General features: G+C 41.3%; 22 protein-coding genes. 9 read left to right on the top strand and 13 right to left on the bottom strand.

Annotated features, from left to right (window positions below):
• Positions 1 to 51: 51 nt before the first annotated feature.
• Both rsmG and Q0465_RS12345 read right to left on the bottom strand, forming a co-directional pair.
• Positions 52 to 687, bottom strand: a complete 636-nt coding sequence (gene rsmG, locus Q0465_RS12350) for a 16S rRNA (guanine(527)-N(7))-methyltransferase RsmG (RefSeq protein WP_298616670.1) — start codon at positions 685 to 687, stop codon at positions 52 to 54.
• 35 nt (positions 688 to 722) lie between these two features.
• Complete coding sequence (locus Q0465_RS12345; protein WP_298616669.1) at positions 723 to 1,730, bottom strand: lysylphosphatidylglycerol synthase transmembrane domain-containing protein; 1,008 nt, start codon at positions 1,728 to 1,730, stop codon at positions 723 to 725.
• Positions 1,731 to 1,891: 161 nt separating this feature from the next.
• On the opposite strand from Q0465_RS12345, the gene rsmA reads away from it, so the two are divergent.
• From rsmA to menA, 6 genes are all read left to right on the top strand, one after another.
• Complete coding sequence (gene rsmA, locus Q0465_RS12340) at positions 1,892 to 2,674, top strand: 16S rRNA (adenine(1518)-N(6)/adenine(1519)-N(6))-dimethyltransferase RsmA (protein WP_298616668.1); 783 nt, start codon at positions 1,892 to 1,894, stop codon at positions 2,672 to 2,674.
• An 18-nt stretch (positions 2,675 to 2,692) separates the two neighbouring features.
• Entirely contained in the window at positions 2,693 to 4,057 is a 1,365-nt protein-coding gene (mgtE, locus tag Q0465_RS12335) for a magnesium transporter (protein ID WP_298616667.1), read from the top strand.
• 207 nt (positions 4,058 to 4,264) lie between these two features.
• Positions 4,265 to 5,002 carry an AraC family transcriptional regulator gene (locus Q0465_RS12330; protein WP_298616666.1) on the top strand — a complete coding sequence of 246 codons (738 nt, stop codon included), beginning with the start codon at positions 4,265 to 4,267 and terminating at the stop codon, positions 5,000 to 5,002.
• A gap of 29 nt (positions 5,003 to 5,031) precedes the next feature.
• Positions 5,032 to 5,811 carry a hypothetical protein gene (locus Q0465_RS12325; protein WP_298616665.1) on the top strand — a complete coding sequence of 260 codons (780 nt, stop codon included), beginning with the start codon at positions 5,032 to 5,034 and terminating at the stop codon, positions 5,809 to 5,811.
• A gap of 318 nt (positions 5,812 to 6,129) precedes the next feature.
• Positions 6,130 to 7,419, top strand: coding sequence for an arginine deiminase family protein (locus tag Q0465_RS12320; RefSeq protein WP_298616664.1), 1,290 nt, complete (start codon positions 6,130 to 6,132; stop codon positions 7,417 to 7,419).
• A 53-nt stretch (positions 7,420 to 7,472) separates the two neighbouring features.
• On the top strand, positions 7,473 to 8,369 hold the full coding sequence (menA, locus tag Q0465_RS12315; protein WP_298616663.1) for a 1,4-dihydroxy-2-naphthoate octaprenyltransferase: 897 nt from the start codon (positions 7,473 to 7,475) through the stop codon (positions 8,367 to 8,369).
• A gap of 97 nt (positions 8,370 to 8,466) precedes the next feature.
• Here menA and ubiE read toward each other — a convergent pair whose 3' ends face one another.
• The gene (gene ubiE / locus Q0465_RS12310; RefSeq protein ID WP_298616662.1) at positions 8,467 to 9,159 is read right to left on the bottom strand and encodes a bifunctional demethylmenaquinone methyltransferase/2-methoxy-6-polyprenyl-1,4-benzoquinol methylase UbiE; all 693 of its coding nucleotides are present in this window, start codon (positions 9,157 to 9,159) and stop codon (positions 8,467 to 8,469) included.
• 59 nt (positions 9,160 to 9,218) lie between these two features.
• Entirely contained in the window at positions 9,219 to 9,515 is a 297-nt protein-coding gene (locus Q0465_RS12305) for a DUF3276 family protein (protein ID WP_298616661.1), read from the bottom strand.
• A 259-nt stretch (positions 9,516 to 9,774) separates the two neighbouring features.
• On the opposite strand from Q0465_RS12305, the gene Q0465_RS12300 reads away from it, so the two are divergent.
• Positions 9,775 to 9,990, top strand: a complete 216-nt coding sequence (locus Q0465_RS12300) for a hypothetical protein (RefSeq protein WP_298616660.1) — start codon at positions 9,775 to 9,777, stop codon at positions 9,988 to 9,990.
• Between the two features lie 105 nt (positions 9,991 to 10,095).
• On the opposite strand, the gene Q0465_RS12295 is transcribed toward Q0465_RS12300, so the two are convergent.
• The 6 genes from Q0465_RS12295 to trpS form a co-directional block, all read right to left on the bottom strand.
• Entirely contained in the window at positions 10,096 to 11,487 is a 1,392-nt protein-coding gene (locus tag Q0465_RS12295) for a DUF5723 family protein (RefSeq protein ID WP_298616659.1), read from the bottom strand.
• An 85-nt stretch (positions 11,488 to 11,572) separates the two neighbouring features.
• A complete protein-coding gene (locus Q0465_RS12290) occupies positions 11,573 to 12,052 on the bottom strand; it encodes an S-ribosylhomocysteine lyase (RefSeq protein ID WP_298616658.1) in 480 nt (159 codons plus the stop codon).
• Positions 12,053 to 12,116: 64 nt separating this feature from the next.
• On the bottom strand, positions 12,117 to 12,800 hold the full coding sequence (locus Q0465_RS12285; RefSeq protein ID WP_298616657.1) for a 5'-methylthioadenosine/adenosylhomocysteine nucleosidase: 684 nt from the start codon (positions 12,798 to 12,800) through the stop codon (positions 12,117 to 12,119).
• Positions 12,801 to 12,875: 75 nt separating this feature from the next.
• On the bottom strand, positions 12,876 to 13,511 hold the full coding sequence (locus Q0465_RS12280) for an MBL fold metallo-hydrolase (protein WP_298616656.1): 636 nt from the start codon (positions 13,509 to 13,511) through the stop codon (positions 12,876 to 12,878).
• Positions 13,512 to 13,582: 71 nt separating this feature from the next.
• A complete protein-coding gene (gene ruvA / locus Q0465_RS12275) occupies positions 13,583 to 14,161 on the bottom strand; it encodes a Holliday junction branch migration protein RuvA (RefSeq protein WP_298616655.1) in 579 nt (192 codons plus the stop codon).
• A 75-nt stretch (positions 14,162 to 14,236) separates the two neighbouring features.
• Positions 14,237 to 15,220 carry a tryptophan--tRNA ligase gene (gene trpS, locus Q0465_RS12270; RefSeq protein WP_298616654.1) on the bottom strand — a complete coding sequence of 328 codons (984 nt, stop codon included), beginning with the start codon at positions 15,218 to 15,220 and terminating at the stop codon, positions 14,237 to 14,239.
• A 284-nt stretch (positions 15,221 to 15,504) separates the two neighbouring features.
• Here trpS and Q0465_RS12265 point away from each other — a divergent pair, with 284 nt between their 5' ends.
• Positions 15,505 to 15,849 (top strand): DUF3276 family protein, encoded by a 345-nt coding sequence (locus tag Q0465_RS12265; RefSeq protein WP_298616653.1) that lies wholly within the window; start codon positions 15,505 to 15,507, stop codon positions 15,847 to 15,849.
• A 35-nt stretch (positions 15,850 to 15,884) separates the two neighbouring features.
• On the opposite strand, the gene Q0465_RS12260 is transcribed toward Q0465_RS12265, so the two are convergent.
• The 3 genes from Q0465_RS12260 to Q0465_RS12250 form a co-directional block, all read right to left on the bottom strand.
• Entirely contained in the window at positions 15,885 to 16,619 is a 735-nt protein-coding gene (locus tag Q0465_RS12260; protein ID WP_298616652.1) for a tRNA threonylcarbamoyladenosine dehydratase, read from the bottom strand.
• Positions 16,620 to 16,685: 66 nt separating this feature from the next.
• On the bottom strand, positions 16,686 to 17,345 hold the full coding sequence (locus Q0465_RS12255; RefSeq protein ID WP_298616651.1) for a TatD family hydrolase: 660 nt from the start codon (positions 17,343 to 17,345) through the stop codon (positions 16,686 to 16,688).
• 1 nt (position 17,346) lies between these two features.
• A complete protein-coding gene (locus Q0465_RS12250) occupies positions 17,347 to 18,720 on the bottom strand; it encodes a serine dehydratase subunit alpha family protein (protein ID WP_298616650.1) in 1,374 nt (457 codons plus the stop codon).
• Positions 18,721 to 19,039: 319 nt separating this feature from the next.
• Here Q0465_RS12250 and Q0465_RS12245 point away from each other — a divergent pair, with 319 nt between their 5' ends.
• Complete coding sequence (locus Q0465_RS12245) at positions 19,040 to 20,338, top strand: histidine-type phosphatase (RefSeq protein ID WP_298616649.1); 1,299 nt, start codon at positions 19,040 to 19,042, stop codon at positions 20,336 to 20,338.
• Positions 20,339 to 20,503 lie beyond the last annotated feature (165 nt).

The raw sequence follows: 20,503 nt of genomic DNA, 5'->3' as shown, positions 1-20,503 counted from the left end.
CTACAATCTCCTCTCTTTTACCCTTTGAACATTCGAATAACTAAACCTTATTTAAAATTTGGTCAGGTTTAAATAAATCACTTTTTTCGTTTCAAAAAAAGGCTCTTCAAAAAAGGCTGGAATCGGAAAAACTTTTAAATCGGAGACAAAAGGCCGGATTTCTTCTTCAAAGTCCCCTCCTTTGAGATACAAAATTCCATTGGGTAAATCATTCCGGCATGGGCGGGCAATCTTATTTTTTACCAAATCGACAAAAGCCGGGAAAGCAGTCACAGCGCGGCTTACAACAAAATCGAATTTTTCTTTTACAGGTTCTACCCGGGTCTGGGCAGCTTTTACATTTTTCAATCCCAAAGCCTTCACCACCTCTTCCACCACCTTTATCTTTTTCCCGATAGAATCCACCAGATAAAATTGTGTACCGGGAAACAATATTGCCAGCGGTATCCCCGGGAATCCCCCGCCCGTCCCTACATCCATCACCCGGCTAGCGGGAGCAAAGCGTATGACCTTAGCTATAGCTAAAGAATGCAGAACATGATGAACATACAAATCGTCTATGTCTTTCCGGGAAATTACATTTATCTTTTCATTCCACTCCCGGTACAGAGGTCCCAGTTGTGCAAATTGTTCTTTTTGCCCCGCTGTGAGCTCCCGAAAATATTTTTCTATAATCTCTACTCCCATAATACAAATCATTTATTGCGGTCCAGAAGCTGTTTTTACCTACTCTTTTTTAACCCGGTATTATACAAAGGCATAATTAACAAACACAAAGCTCCTACTACAATATAAAGCAAAGTCATCGTTCCATGCGTCAGGAGGGCAAATGTTTTACTCATACTTTCTATTCCGGGAGTATGGGGAAGGTAAATCAATAAAGCGGCAATTACCATAAAATGCCAGGCCCCGATCCCGCCTTGTACCGGTGCAACCATACCGTAACTGCTCAAAACAAAGATTGTCAAAGCAACTAAAGGCCCTAAACCGGAAGTGAATTCAAAACAAAAAAAACAGACGTAAAACATGAGATAATAAAGCAACCAGATAAAGAGGGAATAAAAGATAAACAACCCTTTGTGCTTCACTTTTTTTACTGTCAATATCCCTTCCTTTAACCCCTTCCCAAATCCTTTTAATCTATTATAAAGTGAAGAATGCCTTCCGATTCTCCATATCAGGTAAAAAGCAATCAGAAAACCGGCTATTGCCACTATAATCCATCCGGAATGAAAAATAGACAGGAATTTTCCTTCTATTTCTTTATTTTCCTCCAGAAAAACGACAATCTGTTTGAATTGAGTCAAAATCACGACCAAAGTTAAACCCAGTAATATCAACATATCAATCACCCGCTCGGTTACTACAGTTCCCAGCAGTTTTGCAAAAGGAACCCCTTCGTATTTACTAACGACTCCGCAACGGGTAAATTCTCCCATACGGGGTAAAGCGATATTAGCAAAATAACCGATCATCACTCCCATAAAGCTGTTTGCTAAACGAATCCGGTACCCCATAGAAGCAGTCAGTAACTGCCACCTCAAAGCCCGGCAGACATGACTCACCAATCCCATAGCAATAGCAACCCAAATCCAGGTATAATCGACATCTTCCTTCAGCACCTTTACCAGATCATTCCAGTTCTGATCCCGGTAAACCAACCAAAACAAAAAAGAAGTTACTCCCAGAAAAAGAAAAAACTTTACAATTCTTTTGTAAATAAGAGGCATAAATACTGGTTTTTATTCAGAAAAACTCTCTGTTGCAAAGTGTCACTACCGATTTTCTCTGCTTTCCGGAACAAGCCGGAACATACTTTTTCTAACGCAAAAGTATATAAATTAATTGAGCGGCTTCACAATTTTCGACCTATTTTATGTACTTTTGTCCCATGAGCATCGTAAAAGCAAAAAAAAGCCTGGGCCAACATTTCCTCAAAGATCAAAATATTGCCCGTAAGATAACAGACAGTTTATTGCCGGTTACTCCCGATGTACTGGAAATAGGTCCCGGTATGGGAGTGCTGACCCGCCACCTGCTGGAACAGGGAAATTTTTCCGTAAAAGCGATTGATATCGATCGGGAATCCATAGATTACCTGCACGGGGAATTACCCCAGTACCGCGACAGAATCATCTTCGGAGATTTTTTGAAAGCCAATCTGACGGAATGGTATACCGCTCCTTTCTCGGTAATCGGAAATTTACCCTACAATATATCTTCCCAGATTTTTTTCCGTATTATTGAAAATCGCCAACTGGTCAGGCAAGCCGTTTGCATGATACAAAAAGAAGTAGCGGAAAGAATTACAGCTGCTCACGGAAATAAAACGTATGGAATACTGAGTGTCTTTTTGCAGACCTTTTACCATATTGAATACCTGTTTACAGTAAGTGAAAAAGTTTTCGATCCGCCTCCCAAAGTAAAATCGGCTGTCATCCGGCTGACCCGTAATTCCAGAGAAAGTCTGGAATGCGATGAAAATTTATTCTTCCGGATTGTAAAAACCGGATTCAATCAGAGGCGGAAAACACTGCGGAATTCTCTGCGGCAAATCCTCCCCCCTGAGTTTGTATCAGACGATCTGAATTTACGTCCGGAACAACTGAGCGTAACGGATTTTATCCGGCTGACCCAGGAAATAGAAAAATACCAGCAAAAAACGCAATTTTAAACCTTAATTGTTCTTTATATGCATCAGTTTGAATTAACCCATGAATTTTTAAGTCGGCTGGAAGAATTAATAGACGCCGGCAACAAGGAACAGGTAAAGGAAATGTTGCAGAACCTGCATCCGGCAGATGTTGCTGAAATTCTGGAAGAACTCAATAACGAAAGGGCCCAGTTCGTATTTCTTTTACTGGATAACGAAAAAGGAAGCGACGTGCTGGCCGAAATTGATGAAGAAGAACGAAACCGCTTTCTGGCTTCCTTTCCGCCGGAAACCATTGCCAAACGCTTCATCGACAATATGGAGTCGGACGACGCTGCTGATATTGTAGGAAGCCTTTCCGACGAACAACAGCATGAAGTATTGTCCCATATGGACGACCTGGAACAGGCAGGAGATATTGTCGACCTTTTGCATTACGACGAAGATACTGCCGGAGGTTTAATGGCTAAGGAACTGGTTGTCGTAAACGAAAACTGGACCGTTTTGACTTGCCTGAGAGAACTGAGCCGTCAGGCAGAAAATATTGATGAAATTTACAATGTCTATGTAGTGGACGACGATAACAAGCTCAAAGGACGACTTTCTTTGAAAAAAATGATCCTCTCTCCTACTTCTGCCAAAATCAGTAACCTGTACTACGAGGATATCATCTCTGTCAAAACAGACGAACCCGCAGAATCCGTTGCCCGTATCATGCAGAAATACGACCTGGTAGCCATTCCTGTCGTCGATTCCCTCGGACGGCTGGTCGGGCGAATTACAATCGACGACGTCGTAGATGTCATCCGGGAAGAAGCCGAAAAAGACTATCAGATGATGTCCGGTATTACCCAGGATGTGGAAACGTCCGACAGTATCTGGTCGCAGACCAAAGCCCGGCTCCCCTGGCTGATTATTGCCCTTTTCGGAGGTATGGTCTCTGCCTATATGATCTCCCGCTATGAAGCCGAAATTGCCCTGTTTCCGGTGACAGCCATGTTTATTCCCGTTATCACTGCGATGGGGGGAAACGTAGGCATACAATCTTCTGCCATCGTCGTCCAGGGACTGGCTTCCCATTCATTAAGCCTGAAAAACGGATTTCAAAATATACTGAAAGAAATCGGAGGGGCTTTGATTAATGCGACTATTTGTTCTTCCATTATCTTTGTACTCACCTTGTTTTTCGACCTCAATTCTCTGGCCATGCCTATTACTGTAACCCTCTCCCTTTTTATTGTGATCCTGTTTGCCTCCGTTTTCGGGACAGCCTTTCCGTTATTACTCAATAAAATGCATATTGATCCGGCTCTGGCAACAGGCCCCTTCATTACATTGACAAACGACATCATCGGCCTCAATATTTATTTGCTTACGGGAAATGCTATTTTATCCTGTTTTTAAAAATAAAATATTCCCCAAACAGGACAATAGAGGTAATACCGGAGCAGATGGATAATAATACCCTAAATGTACGCCTGGAAAATTAAAAAAACGGACAGGGCAGTAAAATCCTTTTCCGTAAATGGAAAAGCCAAAACACAGAAAAGCGCTGAATACAGTCCTTCTTTCTTATTTATTCACTATATTCGCTAGTCAAGCAATCAATTTATGGAATATACTGAAATATCTCCTTCAACTGAAATATCCCCCTTTGTAAAATGCTTCTGGGAATACGAAAACAAAGACAATGATATTCAGCATACCATTTTTCCCAACGGATACTTTGAACTTTTTACGGTATTTGAGCAGGGAAAATTGATTTCTGTTTTTTTATCCGGATTGAGAACAAAGCCTTTTGACGTCCACATTCCCAAAGGAATTGCTGTTTCAGCCATACGTTTTATGCTTTCAGCTTCCGAATATATCTTTAACCGGGAAATCGGTTCTGTTTTAGATACAATCTTACCCTTAACAACTGATTTTTGGAATTTTAAAAAAATAGAATCGTTATCGTTCAGAGAGAGAACCCTCACAATTGACAGGGAATTAGCTGTTCTCATCAGGGGAAAAGAGATTTCTCCGGAGAAATTATCCTTACTAAATACGGTATATATCCCTGATTTAAGTGTGAAAGCTGTCGCTGATCTCACTCAATGGAGCAGCAGGCGGATAAACAGGTATTTCAACAGACAATTCGGAATCCCCTTAAAAACGTTCCTGAGTATAATCCGGTTGAGAAGCTCCTTTGAATCTGTAAAGAATGGTAATTTATATCCGGAATTAAATTATTACGATCAATCCCATTATATAAAAGAGGTAAAAAAATTTACGGGAGAATCTCCTAAAAAACTGCTGAAAAATGAAAATGACCGTTTTTTACAATTTTCTGTCAAGAAGAAGCCATAGTTTTGTCAGGAATTCAAACGAATAATAAAATGAGAACGTTAGGTTATATTTCAAGGAAATGGTGGTTTTTCTTGCTTTTATTGGTTTCACAATTCTTACTGATCCCTTATGCAAGCAGGAATTTTCAAATGGAAAATATCAACGATATCATTTCCACTACCCTTCAAAATTCATTCCAAATGACAATCAGTCATTACAGCGTGTATTTCCAGGCTTTATCCCTTTCCCTGTTTATCCTACTGGTTATTTTAAAAAATAAGATGAAACTTGCCTTCAATATTTATGTTGCCGTCAGTTACGTCTTTTTTGCTTTCATTCAAAATATAGCTGTAACGGAAAAATACGGACTCAGTACGGTTACCGTAAATGTCGTCCTGTTTCTTTTGGTTGCCTATGTCTGGATATCGGAAATATTTCAAGCAAAAAACGACTATTCATTTTCAAATTGGAAATGGAAATACAGCTGGATGATACTTTTCTCCTTATTTGCTTACCTATGTCCGCTCTCCCCGGATGGACTGGATTTTAACCCTTTGCATTTTTTCCGGAGCAACTCGGCAACTGCTTTCTGTCTGACAACACCCTTGTTTTTAACAATCATGACCCTGAATTTACCTAAAATAAATTGTATTACCTACCGGATTACAGCTATTATCGGAGTTATTATGGGACTTTATAATATGCTTTCCTTTCTCAATCCTTACACTGTATTCTTAGGAATCCTGCATATACCTCTCCTCACAATTTCGCTTTATTGTACCCTATTGAGCTATAAAATCACTCAACGGCCTGAGAACATTTCGGAATAACTATTCTCCCCGCCCGTTCCTGTCCATTAAAAATGGGCTTTTCTCTACCGAGCGGTTTATTTACGGAGTAATAATAGGGGAATAGCCTACAATTCCCTGAATCAGGCAGGGTTATCTTTTTTTATTCGGGAAAATAGTGGTGATTAAAATTGAAAAGACAGGCTTTTTATTCGTATTCCGGACAACGGTTTCAAAGGGTTTTACAGTGCATAATTATTTTTGTCGTTTGCATAATTATAAGGTGTAATTATAAGGTTATTAGTGTATTATACATTAATTTTGCCATATTGATTTGAAAAGACAATATAAAATAATTATATGGAAAAAGTAATTGAAGTTAATGTTCAATCGGAAATCGGAAAGTTAAACGGAGTGATTATTCATACTCCAGGCGAAGAGGTGGAAAATATGACACCGGAAAATGCCGAGAGAGCCCTATATAGTGATATAATCAACCTTTCTATTGCCAGAGAGGAATATAAACAAATCAAAGGAGTTTTGTCGAAACTGACCAGGACGTTTGAAGTAAAGGATTTACTTTGTAATATTCTGAAGGACGAAAATGTAAAAGCGGAAGTCCTCAACCGGATTGAAAAAATAGAACCTTTTATCGGGGAAGAAGCCCCGAAAGGAAGTCTGAAAGAACAGTTGATGGATGAAAACGCAGAAAATCTGTCCCGCATGCTCATTGAAGGGGTAGAGATGGTAAAGGATAATCTCACGAAGTATCTGAGCAAAGACTGGTTTGCTATGCGGCCGATGCATAATTTACTCTTCACCCGGGACGCTTCTATGAGTATCAATAACGAGGTTTTGATCGGCCGTATGGCCAATGCTATCCGCGACCGGGAATCAGTAGTTATGCGTTCGATTTTCGATTTTACTCCGGAATTTAAAACCTCTACTCTTTCGATTCCTTCCACACCGGGAGCAACTTCCCGTATACGGACTATAGAAGGAGGAGACGTACTGGTAGCCAGGGAAGATATACTGGTGATCGGTAACGGAGCCCGTACGAGTACTCAGGCTATCGATGCACTGATGTACGAATTTATTCACCGTAAGAGTGAAAAAATACAACATATTATTGTGCAGCAATTGCCTCATAATCCGGAATCCTTTATTCATCTGGATATGGTGTTTACCCTGCTGGACCGGGATAAATGTATGGTCTTCGAACCCCTGATTATGAATCCCGGAAATTATCAAACGGTACATATCAAAATTCAAAACGGGAAATTGCTCAGTATACGGAGTGAAAAAAATTTATTGAGTGCTTTGAAAAAACTAGGGATGGACCTGGAACCTGTTTTATGCGGAGGAAATGACGAGTGGAATCAGGAACGGGAACAATGGCATAGCGGAGCCAACTTTTTCTGCGTTGGTCCCGGACAAGTACTGGGTTATGCCCGGAACAACTATACCATGGAAGCCATGAACAATGCCGGTTTTGAAATTCTTAAAGCAAACGACATTATAGACGGTACAACCGACATTTCTCAATATCAGAAATATGTCATCACTATAGACGGCTCAGAACTTCCCCGGGGAGGTGGCGGAGCCCGTTGCATGACAATGCCGATTAACCGGACAAATATTGAGTGGTAAAATAGTGTTGAACTTCAGGATTTACTTTAATTTTGCAGCCATAAATCCAAGCGATGAAAAAATTAAAGTTTTATATCCGTAGTTTTCGTTTAAGAACACTTCCGTTGTCTGTAGCCGGCATTTTCCTAGGTTCTATGCTGGCTGCAGCAGATGGATTTTTTGATCCCTCCGTTTTCTGCCTGGCTCTTCTCACCACTTTATGCCTGCAAATTTTAAGTAATATCTCCAACGATTTGGGAGATGCCCTAAAAGGAACAGATAATGCCGAACGGTTAGGCCCCATACGGGCCCTGCAGGCGGGAGTACTCACCTCCCGCGACTACAGGCGTATGATCTTTATTTTTGCTTTACTCTCTGTGCTTTCCGGAGGGATATTGGTATTTATCGCTTTCCGCTCATTGGAGTATAAAAGCATCCTCATGCTGGTAGCAGGAGGGGCAGCCATTATAGCCGCCCTGAAATATACAATGGGAAAAAATCCATACGGTTACCGGGGACTAGGAGATTTGTTTGTATTTTTATTCTTCGGTCTTCTGAGTACGCTAGGAGCTTATTTTTTAATGCGGCATTCTATCAGAGGGACATTGTTATTACCGGCTATTTCCCTGGGATTCCTGACAACAGCCGTATTAAATGTCAATAACATCCGGGACAGGGAGAATGATGCCCGTTGCGGTAAAAATACAATCCCTGTAAAGATAGGGGAAAAAAAAGCCCGGATTTACCATTTCCTACTTATCAGCGGCGCTTTTATCGGTATGACCCTATACGCCCTCCTGTGTTCCAACGGAATATGGGGCTTTTTATTTTTCCTCCCGCTTCCCCTTTTTATCGTACATCTGCATAAAATGTTTACCTTATCCGGAAAGCAGCTGGACCCCCAACTCAGATTTTTATCCGTAAGTACTTTGCTATTCGCCATCCTCTCGGGACTGGGACAAATGATATAAAAATAAAATGCAGCGTTATATAAAAGAGAAAAGGAAGGGTCCTTTGTTTAATTTTAAAATTCTCACTTTTCCGAATCCCTTCCTTTTAAAGAAGTAATTATTTGTAAGCCGTGTATAAACTGGCTATACCGAAAGTCAATTTTTTTTGAGCAGCCTGCTGAAATCCGCAACGGGATAAAATCTGTAAAAATTCGTTCCCTTGAGGGAAACGGGAAACCGATTCCGGTAGATAAGTATAAGCACCTTTATTCCCGGAAACCCAACCGCCGAGAACAGGTAAAATACGCCTGAAATAAAAACGATACAATTGCTTCATGGGGAAATGTTCAGGCATCGAAAATTCCAGAATAATGACTTTCCCTTCCTTTTTTAATACCCTGTACATCTCTTTTAATCCCTCTTCCAAATGCTCAAAATTCCGGACACCGAAAGCAACCGTCACTGCATCAAAACCTCCATCGGGGAACTCCATCCGCTCACTGTCACCGTATTGCAAAGCAATTTTCTCCTGCAGCCCCAGATTCATTACCTTCTGACGCCCGATTTCCAGCATTTTTTCCGAAATATCAATCCCTACAACCTGTCGTACCCCAGCCCTTACAGCTGTTATCGAAAAGTCACCTGTTCCGCAGGCTACATCCAATAACCGCCCTTTCTCTTTCTCTGCAATGTGTTTTATAGCCACACGCCTCCACCTCTTATCTATATTCATAGATAAAAAGTGATTCAACCGATCGTAACTCGGAGCAATGTCATTAAAAATTCCCTTAACTGCTTCTTTTTTCGCCATGCCTTCACAATTGAGCCCGGGACAGAAACGGAAACAATCCGGTCTCCCTATTGTTCCTATCAATCCGGTAACTTTCCTTCCAGCGCATTTTTCACCACCTTTACCGCTTCCTCCAGTCCCTCTTTAAACTTTTCAAAATCTTCCTTGTATAAGAAGAGCTTATGCTTGGAATAACTGACATTTCCCGCATCATCATATTTTTTCTTACTCTCGGTGATGGTCAGGTAATAATCCTGATTGCGGGTAGCTCTTACGTCCAGGAAATAAGTCCTTTTCCCGGCTTTTACCACTTTTGAATACACTTCTTCCCGATCCTCTGCCGTACCGGAAAGTTCATCCTTTTCATATACTCCCATAAATACAGTCCATTAAATTTCATGATTCAAATGTAGAAAAAAGCTAATAAACATATTTGTTTTTTAAGTTTTTTTTTCAGAAAAACCGTTCCGTCCTATTCAGAATAGCTGTATTTTTGTATAAAGAGATTTCTGAAACTTACTTTTATTTTCAGGAATCACAAATATTCAGGTAAACTCCAAAAGGAACCGTCAACAAGGGTTAACCGGTCCCTGTCCGGAAAACAGATTTTGAATAATACTCTAAATTGAAAAACAGATGCTTGTTAAAGTTTTTATCATCGTCCTTATCCTGATAGGTTTGGCTCTGGTCGCCCTGAGTGTAGGTATACTGTTGAAAAAAGGAGGACGGTTCCCGGAAATACATATTGGCCGGAACCAACGCCTGAAAGATAAAGGCATCCATTGCGCCAACACAACTGATGCCCTGGAACGCGAAAACTACAAAGCAGTAGAAAATAAATCCAACGAATAAACGATATACCCTGTGAGGTATTCTCTCTTTTTTCTCTTCCACATCTATATAAAAAAACTGACCAGGAATCCTTCCGGTCAGTTTTTATTTTTATCTCCTCTTTTTTCAATCATACCAATAATTCGTGCGCCCTCTTCCCAAAGGAATACTTATCCCCAGGTAACCGTTTACCCGTTTCACTTCTTTAGGAGCTTTTGTCATCAAATAATCGGAACCAATAAATACGGGCCCCAATTTTAAGCCGATCCCCAAGGTTTTAAATTCGCTGTGTAAAAAAGAATAGCTTAAAGTAGTCCCCAACCAATTATTCGGATGATAGTTTCCCGACAAGGTTAACTCTGTATAGGCTTCCGGAAGCAAAAACTGAGTAGAAGAAAGCAAACCTATCCCTAATTTCCCTTTCAAAAAAGTATACTCGGCCCCAACATTTAAAGTAGAGCGGAGAGTTGTACTTCTGGACTCCGGTTCCATTTCCTCAAATTGCATCAAATCCCAGTCGAATACATCGGAAGGCTGAGTGGTATAATCCGGAGAGGATCCGATATCAGCAGACTGGGAAGAAGCGGAATAAGAATGCTCACTATCCGTAACAGCAATTGTTGTTGAAGACTTTGACCACTTGATAAAGCCCACATCCAGAATAGCAGCCGACAGGGTCAAATTGGGTATAATTTTATAAGTGGCTCCGAAATCCAAACTAGCCCCGTAACCTGAAATATTAGGCTTATCGTAATCCACATCACTGATATATTTCTTTCCTTCATTATCTCCCGCTGAAACCACTTCTAGCCCCTTGGCAGAAGCTTTCAGTTTTCCCCTGGTCTTTACGTCCCAATCCCTATTCCCGGCATTAATGTACATTTCATTAATTTCTGCATCCATATTCCCCAGTCCTGCCAAAAATTTGATACGTCCCCCCAATGTCAAACGCTCATTTACCGGACGGGAATAGCCTATCCCAACCTCCCCGAAGATATCGGCATGTAGCTCCATGTCCCGGATATCGTATACTTTCCCCAATTCTAATTCACCGGAATTACGGGCAAATTCAAACATCTGGCGTGGAATTGTAGTCGTCGCTATAGCCCTGGCCCCTACATTTATCGTCCAGAATCCCTTTCCGCTATAAAAACCAAAAGAAAGAATGTCCGTAGTGACATCCAAATCGATCCGGTTTTTATTATCCAATTGACGAATGAATTTTTCACTGGTCAAAAAGTCATTGTCATTCTCAATAATATCGATAAAATTTTCTATACTTATTGTATTGGACGAAGCAGATATACCCAAAGCTCCTACAGCCGGAATATTGAAAAAACCCCGAGTCGGCTGCAAAGCCGGATTCATCTTTAAACGGAAAGGAACATTGTCCATAAAATAGGAAGTCCGCACCCCCTGCGCAAAAGCATTTGAAAAACTCCCCGACAAAATAATAACCGCAAAACTCACTATCAGGTAAAGTCCTACCCTTTTTCGAATACAATTTTTATATTTCATCTCTCAGTAAATTTTATTGAGAGACAAAATTGGCACATTATTTCAGAATATACAACAGATTTTATATTTTTTTACCAAATTAGGTTCAACAGGGGTAAATTCTGTTTTTCTCTTCCATAACCTCTAATACTTCTTTCAGGTATTTGGCAGCTTCGTACCGGGCCATAGGCAAATCATGCAGCAGATAATTTCCGCAGTCTTTGGGGGCTGCTCCAGGCATTTCGCCTCCGAAATCCCTGACGAACCGGAAAGTTTCCCGCATTAATTCCTCTATATCCCGGGGAGATAAATCTCCTTTTAACAATAAATAATTCCCGGTAGCACATCCCATAGGTCCCCAATAGACAATCCGGTCTCCCCACAACGGATGATTACGTAAAAAAGTAGCAGCCAAATGTTCCATCGTATGCAAAGCCCCTGCTCCCATGGCCGGTTCCCGGTTGGGTTCCTTCATGCGAATATCAAAAGTGGTGACAACCTCATCCCCTATCCTATCTTTGCGGGAAACATAAATTCCACGGAGTAGATGTTCGTGGTCGATTGTAAAACTTGGAATTTTTTTCATATCTGGTTTGTTGATTTTTCAATTTAAAAAGGACAAAGGAAGGATTATATAATACAGCTTTTTTTTACAATATATTCAAAAACTCCCGGAAAATTTCAAAAGATTCCTGAGGAGCTGCCGTCCAAAAATTCCGGTATTGCAATGCGTGTTTGTCCACCCCGGGAGTATCACTGATTATCCGGAAACTGAGAAAAGGAACCTTTTCCATATAACAAACCTGAGCCATAGAACAAGATTCCATATCTACAGCCAATCCTTCCGGAAATTTGTCTTTAATGGCATTTAATTCCCCACGGTCTGTAATAAACCGGTCTCCGGTACAAATCAACCCACCGATCAGGCTGACACGGGTCTGCAGCCCTAAAGCCACCTGGTATAAATGAGGGTCAGCTTCGTAATAAGCCGGCATTCCCTGAATTTGCCCGTAAGCATTTCCTTCCCCGCACCATACATCATGATAGACAGTTTTTTCTCCCACGACAATGTCCATTACCCCCAAACGCTTATCAATCCCTCCGGCCACTCCTGTATTGAGGATACAGTCCGGAGAAAAATTCCGGATCAGCTCAGAAGTTCCCAAAGCAGAACACACCTTCCCGATTCCACTTTTCGAGAGCACTACGGTTTTTCCGCCTGATTTCCCCTCTACAAAAATCCGTTCCCCCACAGAGGTTTCTTTACGATCTTCCAATAAATCGTGGATTAACTTAAATTCCGAATCCATCGCCACGATTACACCTATTTTCATATTGTTCTGATTTATTTGACAATACTCCCGCAGGGGAGAACCGGACAAGCCCTGTTTTGAATCTTTGCTCCGGAATTAAAAAAACGGATTATGTCTTTTTTCCTCTCCGATCGTAGTCACGGGACCATGTCCCGGAATGACTTTTACCCGATCGTCCAGGGTGAATAATTTAGTCCGGATAGCGGACAAGAGTTGCCGCTGATCCCCTCCCGGCAGGTCCGTACGTCCAATACTCCCGGCAAACAGAGAATCTCCGCTAATCAATAGTTGATCCGGATCGCTGTAAAAACTAAGCCCTCCCGGAGAATGTCCGGGTATTGCGATTACTTTCAATTCCGAATTTCCGAAATGAACGAGATCTCCGTCTTTCAGGTAATGAGCCGTAACAGGCGGCTGGGCAATCCCCGATATACCTAAATAAGCAGCATACTGCACCGCATTTTCGATCAGGAAGTCGTCCTCACGACTGGCCTGAGGTGCTAATCCGTATACTTCCTGAATGAAATTATTCCCCAATACATGATCGATATGTAAATGGGTATTGAGTAAACCCACCAATTTCAGTTGGTTTTCCCGGACAAAATTCTTGAATTCTTCCCTTTCTTCCGAATCAAAACAGCCACAGTCAATGACAACGGCCTCCTTCGTTTCATCATACAGCAAAATGGTATTTTCCTGAAACGGATTATTGACGAATATTTTTACATTCATAATTTTCTCTTGTTGATGGAGAACAAAGTTACAAAAATAACCCGGCTTTCGAAAGCGGGTCCCCCTTCTCCCTAAAGCTGTTTCAACGCTAATTTAATCAATTCTTCAACAGTAGTTACTTTTCCTGCGGCAAGTATTTTATCAATGACTTTTGCAGCCTGATTTTTCACAAATCCCAACATCACCAGGGCGGCTAAAGCCTCTTCCTTCATAGTCCCTGAAGCAAACAGAAATTCCTCCGCACCTCCTCCGCTTCCGACTTTATCTTTCAATTCGATAATCACCCGCTGGGCGGTTTTCAAACCGATTCCCTTTACGCTTTTTATGGCATTTACATTCTCCGTCAGAATAGCACTGACAATTTCCTCCGTAGTCATGGAACTCAACATAACTCCGGCCGTATTCGCCCCGATACCCGACACAGCTATCAATTGCCGGAACAACCTCCGTTCTTCACGGGTATAAAAACCATACAATAAATGAGCATCCTCCCGGACGATTAAATGCACATACAGACAAACTGTTTTTTCGGCAGCAATCTTCGAATATGTATTTACCGAAATATTGACGTAGTATCCCACTCCTCCGCAATCCACCACCGCATATGTCGGAGTAGCTTCTGCCAAATTACCTTTCAGATATTCATACATCTTCCGTCATTTTCAGGTACTCACTTCAACTCATCCGCCCCTTTGCTTCTCCGTATCCGTCAGTACAATTCATTTTTATCTAAAACCAATAATACGTCTCACTTCCAGCATTGTATCCCGGGCACTGCTCCTGGCTTTCTCCGCTCCCTCAGCAGCCACCCTGTCCATATAATCCACATCTTCCGAAATAGCCAGTATCCTTTCCCGTATAGGAGCTGTAAATTGAATAATATCCTCTGCCAATTGTTTCTTCAAATCCCCGTACCGGATTTCACAGGTATTGTATTTTTCATTGAAATAAGTATAGGTATCCGGAGAAGACACGATCTGCAACATCCGGAACAAATTATCAATCGCTTCCGGTTTCACGCTATTGGGAACAGTCGGACCACTATCGGTCACAGCTTTCATTACTTTCTTGCGGATGGTGGCTGCATCGTCAATCAGGTAAATGGCATTCCCTTCTGATTTTCCCATCTTTCCGGATCCATCCAGGCCCGGGACTTTTACAGCTTCCCCTCCAAAAGAATACGACTGAGGCTCCTTAAAAAACTCTACTCCGTAAATGGTATTAAAACGACGGGCGAATTTCCGGGCCATTTCCATATTCTGTTCCTGATCCTTTCCTACCGGCACCTTATCTGCATTGTGTATAAGGATATCTGCCGCCATCAAAGCCGGATAAGTCAATAAACCTGCATTCACATTATCGGGTTGTTTCCGGGCCTTCTCTTTAAAAGAAGTCACCCTTTCCAATTCCCCCAAATAAGCATTCATATTGAGATACAGATACAATTCCGCAATTTCTTTCACGTCACTTTGCAAATAAATAGCCGCTTTTCCGGGATCTATACCACAGGCCAGATATTCTGCCAGTATTTTACGCACATTAGCCATCACATCCCCGGGATGAGGGTGGGTAGTCAAGGAATGCCAATCGGCAATAAAGAAAAAACACTTATACTCGTCCTGCAACCTTAAAAAATTCTTAACTGCTCCGAAATAATTTCCCAAATGTAAATTTCCTGTGGGTCGGATTCCACTTACTACGATCTCCATTTTAACATTTTTATATTAACCGGTTACAAAGATAGTCATTTTTTAAAATGTTTGGTCATCATTTTCCGTATCCGGATTCAATGCATCCCTTTTTACCGCTTTTTCTTTCAATTTATATCTTGTTTCACCGTATATTTTCCTTCTTCTAAGAAAAAATAATAAAAATTCTATATGTTTTTCACATTTGCACCCCCTAACATTAAAAAAAATTAAAAAAATGTTAGGGTTATAGTCTTTTTTTCCTACATTTGAAGCGCGAAAGTCTAATTAAAATTTGTGCAATAATGGAAGGATACGAAAAGAAAGAAGGAATGGAAACGAATGATCGGGAAGAAATCTATTCCAAAGCAGTGAGAGCAGGGAAAAGAACTTATTTTTTCGATGTAAAAGCTACTCGTAACAATGATTATTATCTGACAATTACGGAAAGTAAAAAGAAATTCGACGACAACGGAACCCAAAATTTTGAAAAACATAAGATTTTCCTCTACAAGGAAGACTTTGACAAATTCAGCGAAGGGTTGGATGAAGTAGTGAACTATATTAAAGCTGCCATCGGCGGAGAAATTCCTTCGAAAAGTGCAGAAGCTCCCAAAAGCGAATTCGACGTAGATTTCGATCAGATTTAATAAAAGAAACAGCCATAGGAAGATGTCTGTAAATTTCAGACATCTTTTTTCTTGTCCCCTCCCAATAAGTCCCGGATAACAACCGAAGCCATAAAACATCCGAATAAGGGAGGCATGTAAGAGATTGTACCGACATTGGATTTTTTATTCTGTCCCTCTGTCAAAACAATAGCCGAAGGATCGGTAATTTCAGAAGAGAATACGACTTTTACTCCTTTATAAATTCCTAATTTGTGCAAACGCTTCCGGAGCATACGTGCCAGGTTGCAGTTATAACTTTCTGAAATATCCGCTACTCCGATACGGGACGGATCCAGCTTTCCTCCCGATCCCATGGAACTCACTACAGAAAGTCCCAAATGTACACTGTGATAAATCAGGAAAATTTTAGGGGCCAGCGTATCTATCGCATCGACTATATAATGGTAAGAAGCAGCTTTCAATACATCTATCATCTGTTCATCCCGGATAAAATCATTGAGAATATGTAGTTTAATCTCCGGATTTATATCCCGGAAACGGGAAGCCATTAATTCGGCTTTCGGTTGCCCTAAAGTACTATCTAAAGCCAGTAATTGTCTGTTTTTATTCGTAAACTCCGTGACATCCCCGTCAATAAGCGTCATCTCTCCTATTCCCGCCCGGCATAATTGTTCCGCAGCATAAGCTCCGACCCCTCCCAAACCAGCTACCAATACATGTGCATTTGTCAATTTTTTCAATCCTTCCTTTCCCACTAATAACTCCGTCCGACTCAGCCATTCATTCATGAATTCAGCATTTAATGTTTGATATTTCTAATTTCCGTTTCCCGAAGTACTCCGTTCTCCCTCTTATCAGGCATTCCGTTCTCCGAATAATTTCTGAAAATTTCCATATACTCCTTCCTTTAATGCCTCTAACGGCAGACCTAGGATCCGCGCTGTCTCCGTATATACGCTTTCCAGCGGAAAATCCGAATCGTCTGTTTCCAGAAAAAGCCGGTTTAAAGGAATAAACGAAAGATAGCGGGAAATATTCGACTGTCCGATAAATACTTTCTTCCCTACGGAAATATAAAATCCGCGTTCCAGAAGTTGTTCCAGAATTTCTCTGTTATTATTATATCCATGAATAATCCACGCTTGACGGGGACGACATTTTTTATACAAAGCCAATAATTCGGGATAAGCCCTTACGCAATGGATAATGAGCGGCAGATGGTATTTTTCCGAGAGCAATACCTCCTGTTCCAGCAAGGCCAGCTGAAACGGCATAACAGCCTCTGAGTTCCGGTCCAAACCGGCTTCCCCAATTGCCACAATCTTTCCTTCACGGGCCATAACTTCCAGCTGTCCAATCTGCTTTTCCCCCCGAATGTATAAAGGATGAATCCCCCAGGAACACAATTCTCCTTCCCTGCTGTCTTTTCCGTCACTTATATCCAGTATATAGATTTCCCCTTCCCGGAGATGAGTATGTATATTTACATAAAATGTACCCCCCTCTTTCAACATCTCAATTCTTCCCTTCTTTCTGCGTCATAATCTCAAGAATCGTACGGTCAGTTTGCTCCATACCTGCCGTCCCTATCAAACCGACATTCCGGATGGTTTTTTCAATATCGTCCTCTACAATACCGTCGTTATTGGTCTTTATTCCCCGCATAGACAATAAAGCTGCCTGGACAGCCGCCGAAACGCCGGAATATACTTTTAAAGCACAGCCCTGTTTGGCTCCGTCACACATCATTCCTGTCAGGTTCGAACACATGGTCTTAATGGTATTAACGACCTGCCCGTAATTTCCTCCCATCAGATATGTAATAGCCGAAGCAGAACCGGTACCGGCAATTAAAATTCCGCAAAGGGCGGATAAATGCCCTAAATAATAGTGTATATGAGCAGCTATCAGATTACTTAAAGCCAAAGCCCTTGCCAATTGCTCGCGGGTAGAACCAAAACGCTCGGCAGCTACGACTACAGGTAAGATAACGGTTATCCCCTGATTTCCGCTTCCGGAATTGGTCATAACCGGTTTTTCACAGCCGTCCATCCGGGCATCTGAAGCAGCCGTAGCCCATATAAGTGCATTATTCAGCAAATCATCCTCCAGCAAACCTTTCTCTATACTTTCTTTCAGCGTCCTTCCGATCTGTAAACCATAAGCCGTTTTTAAACCTTCCGCCGAAATAGCTTTATTCATTTCAGCTCCCTGCAGTACAAATTCAATTTTTTCCAAACCGACTTCGTGGACAAATTTCCAAATACGGGCAATACTCAATTCAGGACGGTCTTTTTTGTCCTGAGACAACACAGAATATTCTTTCTGAAATAAAATCTCACCGTTTTTCTCTACCCAAACAATATTGGTATGAGCATGTATAATCACTGTCCGGACCTGCTCTTTCCCCCTCCGGGCAATCGCTTCAGCATATAATTTATCCGGAGCATCCGGCTTCATTTTCACACTGATCTTCTGAGCTTCTACCAACCGACGGGCTTCCTCCAGATTATTCCCTTCCGACACATCTTTCAAAACCTCCAGACCATATTCGCACCTCCCGCATACCGCTCCCAAAGCAGCTGCAATCGGAAGCCCCGTCATCCCAGTACCGGGAATCCCTACCCCCATCCCATTTTTGTAAATATTTCCACTCACCCACACCTCCAACTCTTCCGGTATTCCACCCAATTCCTCCCGGCAACGGGCACAAGCCAATGCACAGGCTACGGGCTCAGTGCATCCTAAAGCAGGAACAGCTTCCTGTCTTAAAATTTCAATTATCTGTTCATCTGTAACCTGACACATCTCATTTACAATTTTGATATTAGATGTAACAAATTTATTCGTTTTTGTCAGAATTCTATTCAACCCGTTCAATATTAACATTTTTTTACACATATTGAGAAAAAGAAGAAACGGATTCCGTTCAAACACCACTGTATCCTCATACAAATCAATTGTCAGAAAATAAAAGAATACGCCACAATCTTTTCGTTTTTCACTGCTGATTTGTCTGATATGCGACCCATACCGGGACGCTGATCTGCGATTATCTTTATTTCAGAAAGTCGCCTTTATCTCCTATCGTTCCGCTTTGTTCAGAACCTGTAGTATTTTACCGGAAAAAATCATTGTAATAACAAAGAATAGTTGTTAATTTTGATTGATTTTGTCAACGAAATATTTCCTTAATTAAATAAGATCTATGAAACGTTTTATGTTATTAGTCATTATTTGCTGTTTTACCTTAGGGCTATTTGCACAAACAGCAAAAGAAGAGATTTTTGCCGATATCCACCGTTCGGCCAGTAATTATTATGCTTATCCCACACCAGCAGGTCAGCTGACCGCACCTCCGAAAGGATATAAGCCTTTCTACCTGAGCCATTATGCACGTCACGGCTCCCGTTTTCTGATTAATCCTGAGGATTACGAAAAACCGTTAAGCATCATGCGGGAAGCAGATCAAAACGGCGTCCTCACTCCATTGGGAAAACAGGTTTTAGGAGTTCTTGACAGTATGGCCGGTATGGCGGTAAAAAGATACGGTGAACTTACCCCGCTGGGCGCCCGCCAACACAGAGGCATAGCCGGAAGAATGTATCAGAATTATCCGGAAGTATTTCGTGGAGAAGCAGCGATAGACGCACGCTCCACAGTCGTTATCCGTTGTATTTTATCCATGATGTCGGAATGTCTGGAACTGCAATCCTTAAATCCGGATTTAAAGATCAAGAATGACGCCAGTCACTACGATATGGAGTATTTAAATTATCAGGGTAAGGCATTCAAGGAAATGCGTAAGTCAGACGAGATTGCCGAAGCGAAAGCTAAATTCCAGCGGGAGCACCTTCATCCGGACCGTTTAATGGCTGCTCTTTTCAATAATCAGGAATATGTAAAATGGAAAATAGACAGTGGCAAATTGATGAACGCCTTATTTAAACTAGCCAGTAATATGCAAAGCCATGATACGGATTTAGAGCTTTATTCCATTTTTACAAAAGAGGAATGTTACGATTTGTGGTTGATTGAAAATTACGACTGGTACCTGACTTTCGGGCCTTCTCCCCTAAACGGCGGAAAGATCCCCTATGTAGAAGCAAATTTACTGAAGAATATATTAGAAACAGCGGATACTTGTATTGTAAAAAAAGAAAACAGTGCCACCTTACGTTTCGGGCATGAAGTTTGCGTACTTCCTTTAGCTTGCCTTTTAGAACTGGACGATTGCGGTTATCAGACAGACAATGCGGATCAGGTTGCAGAAGTATGGCGCAATTACCGGATTTTTCCGATGGCAAGTAATATCCAGTTCGTTTTCTTCCGTAAAAAAGGGAGTGACGATATTTTGGTAAAAGTGATGTTAAATGAACAGGAAATGCAACTTCCGGTGAAAAGTGATCTGGCCCCCTATTATCATTGGAAAGATGTAGAAGCTTATTACAAGAATAAACTGGCCGCTTTTGAAAAAGAATCCTCATTTACCGGCTGCAGAAAATAAAAAAGGAATAGGCAGACGGATGAAATGCTTTAAAATTGGCGGATAGGCAAAACTGCCTGTAAAGTAATGTGAAAGAATGGAAACAAAAGCAGTTTTTTCCTGCTTTTGTTTTCTCCCTTTCAATTAAATATATTTATAAGATTTTCTCTTTATCTACAAGCCCGG

The organism is uncultured Odoribacter sp., from assembly GCF_937966165.1.
Classification (GTDB): Bacteria; Bacteroidota; Bacteroidia; order Bacteroidales; family Marinifilaceae; genus Culturomica.
The sequence above is the reverse complement of the archived record's forward strand: the minus strand, read 5'-3'. Positions and strand labels throughout refer to the sequence as shown.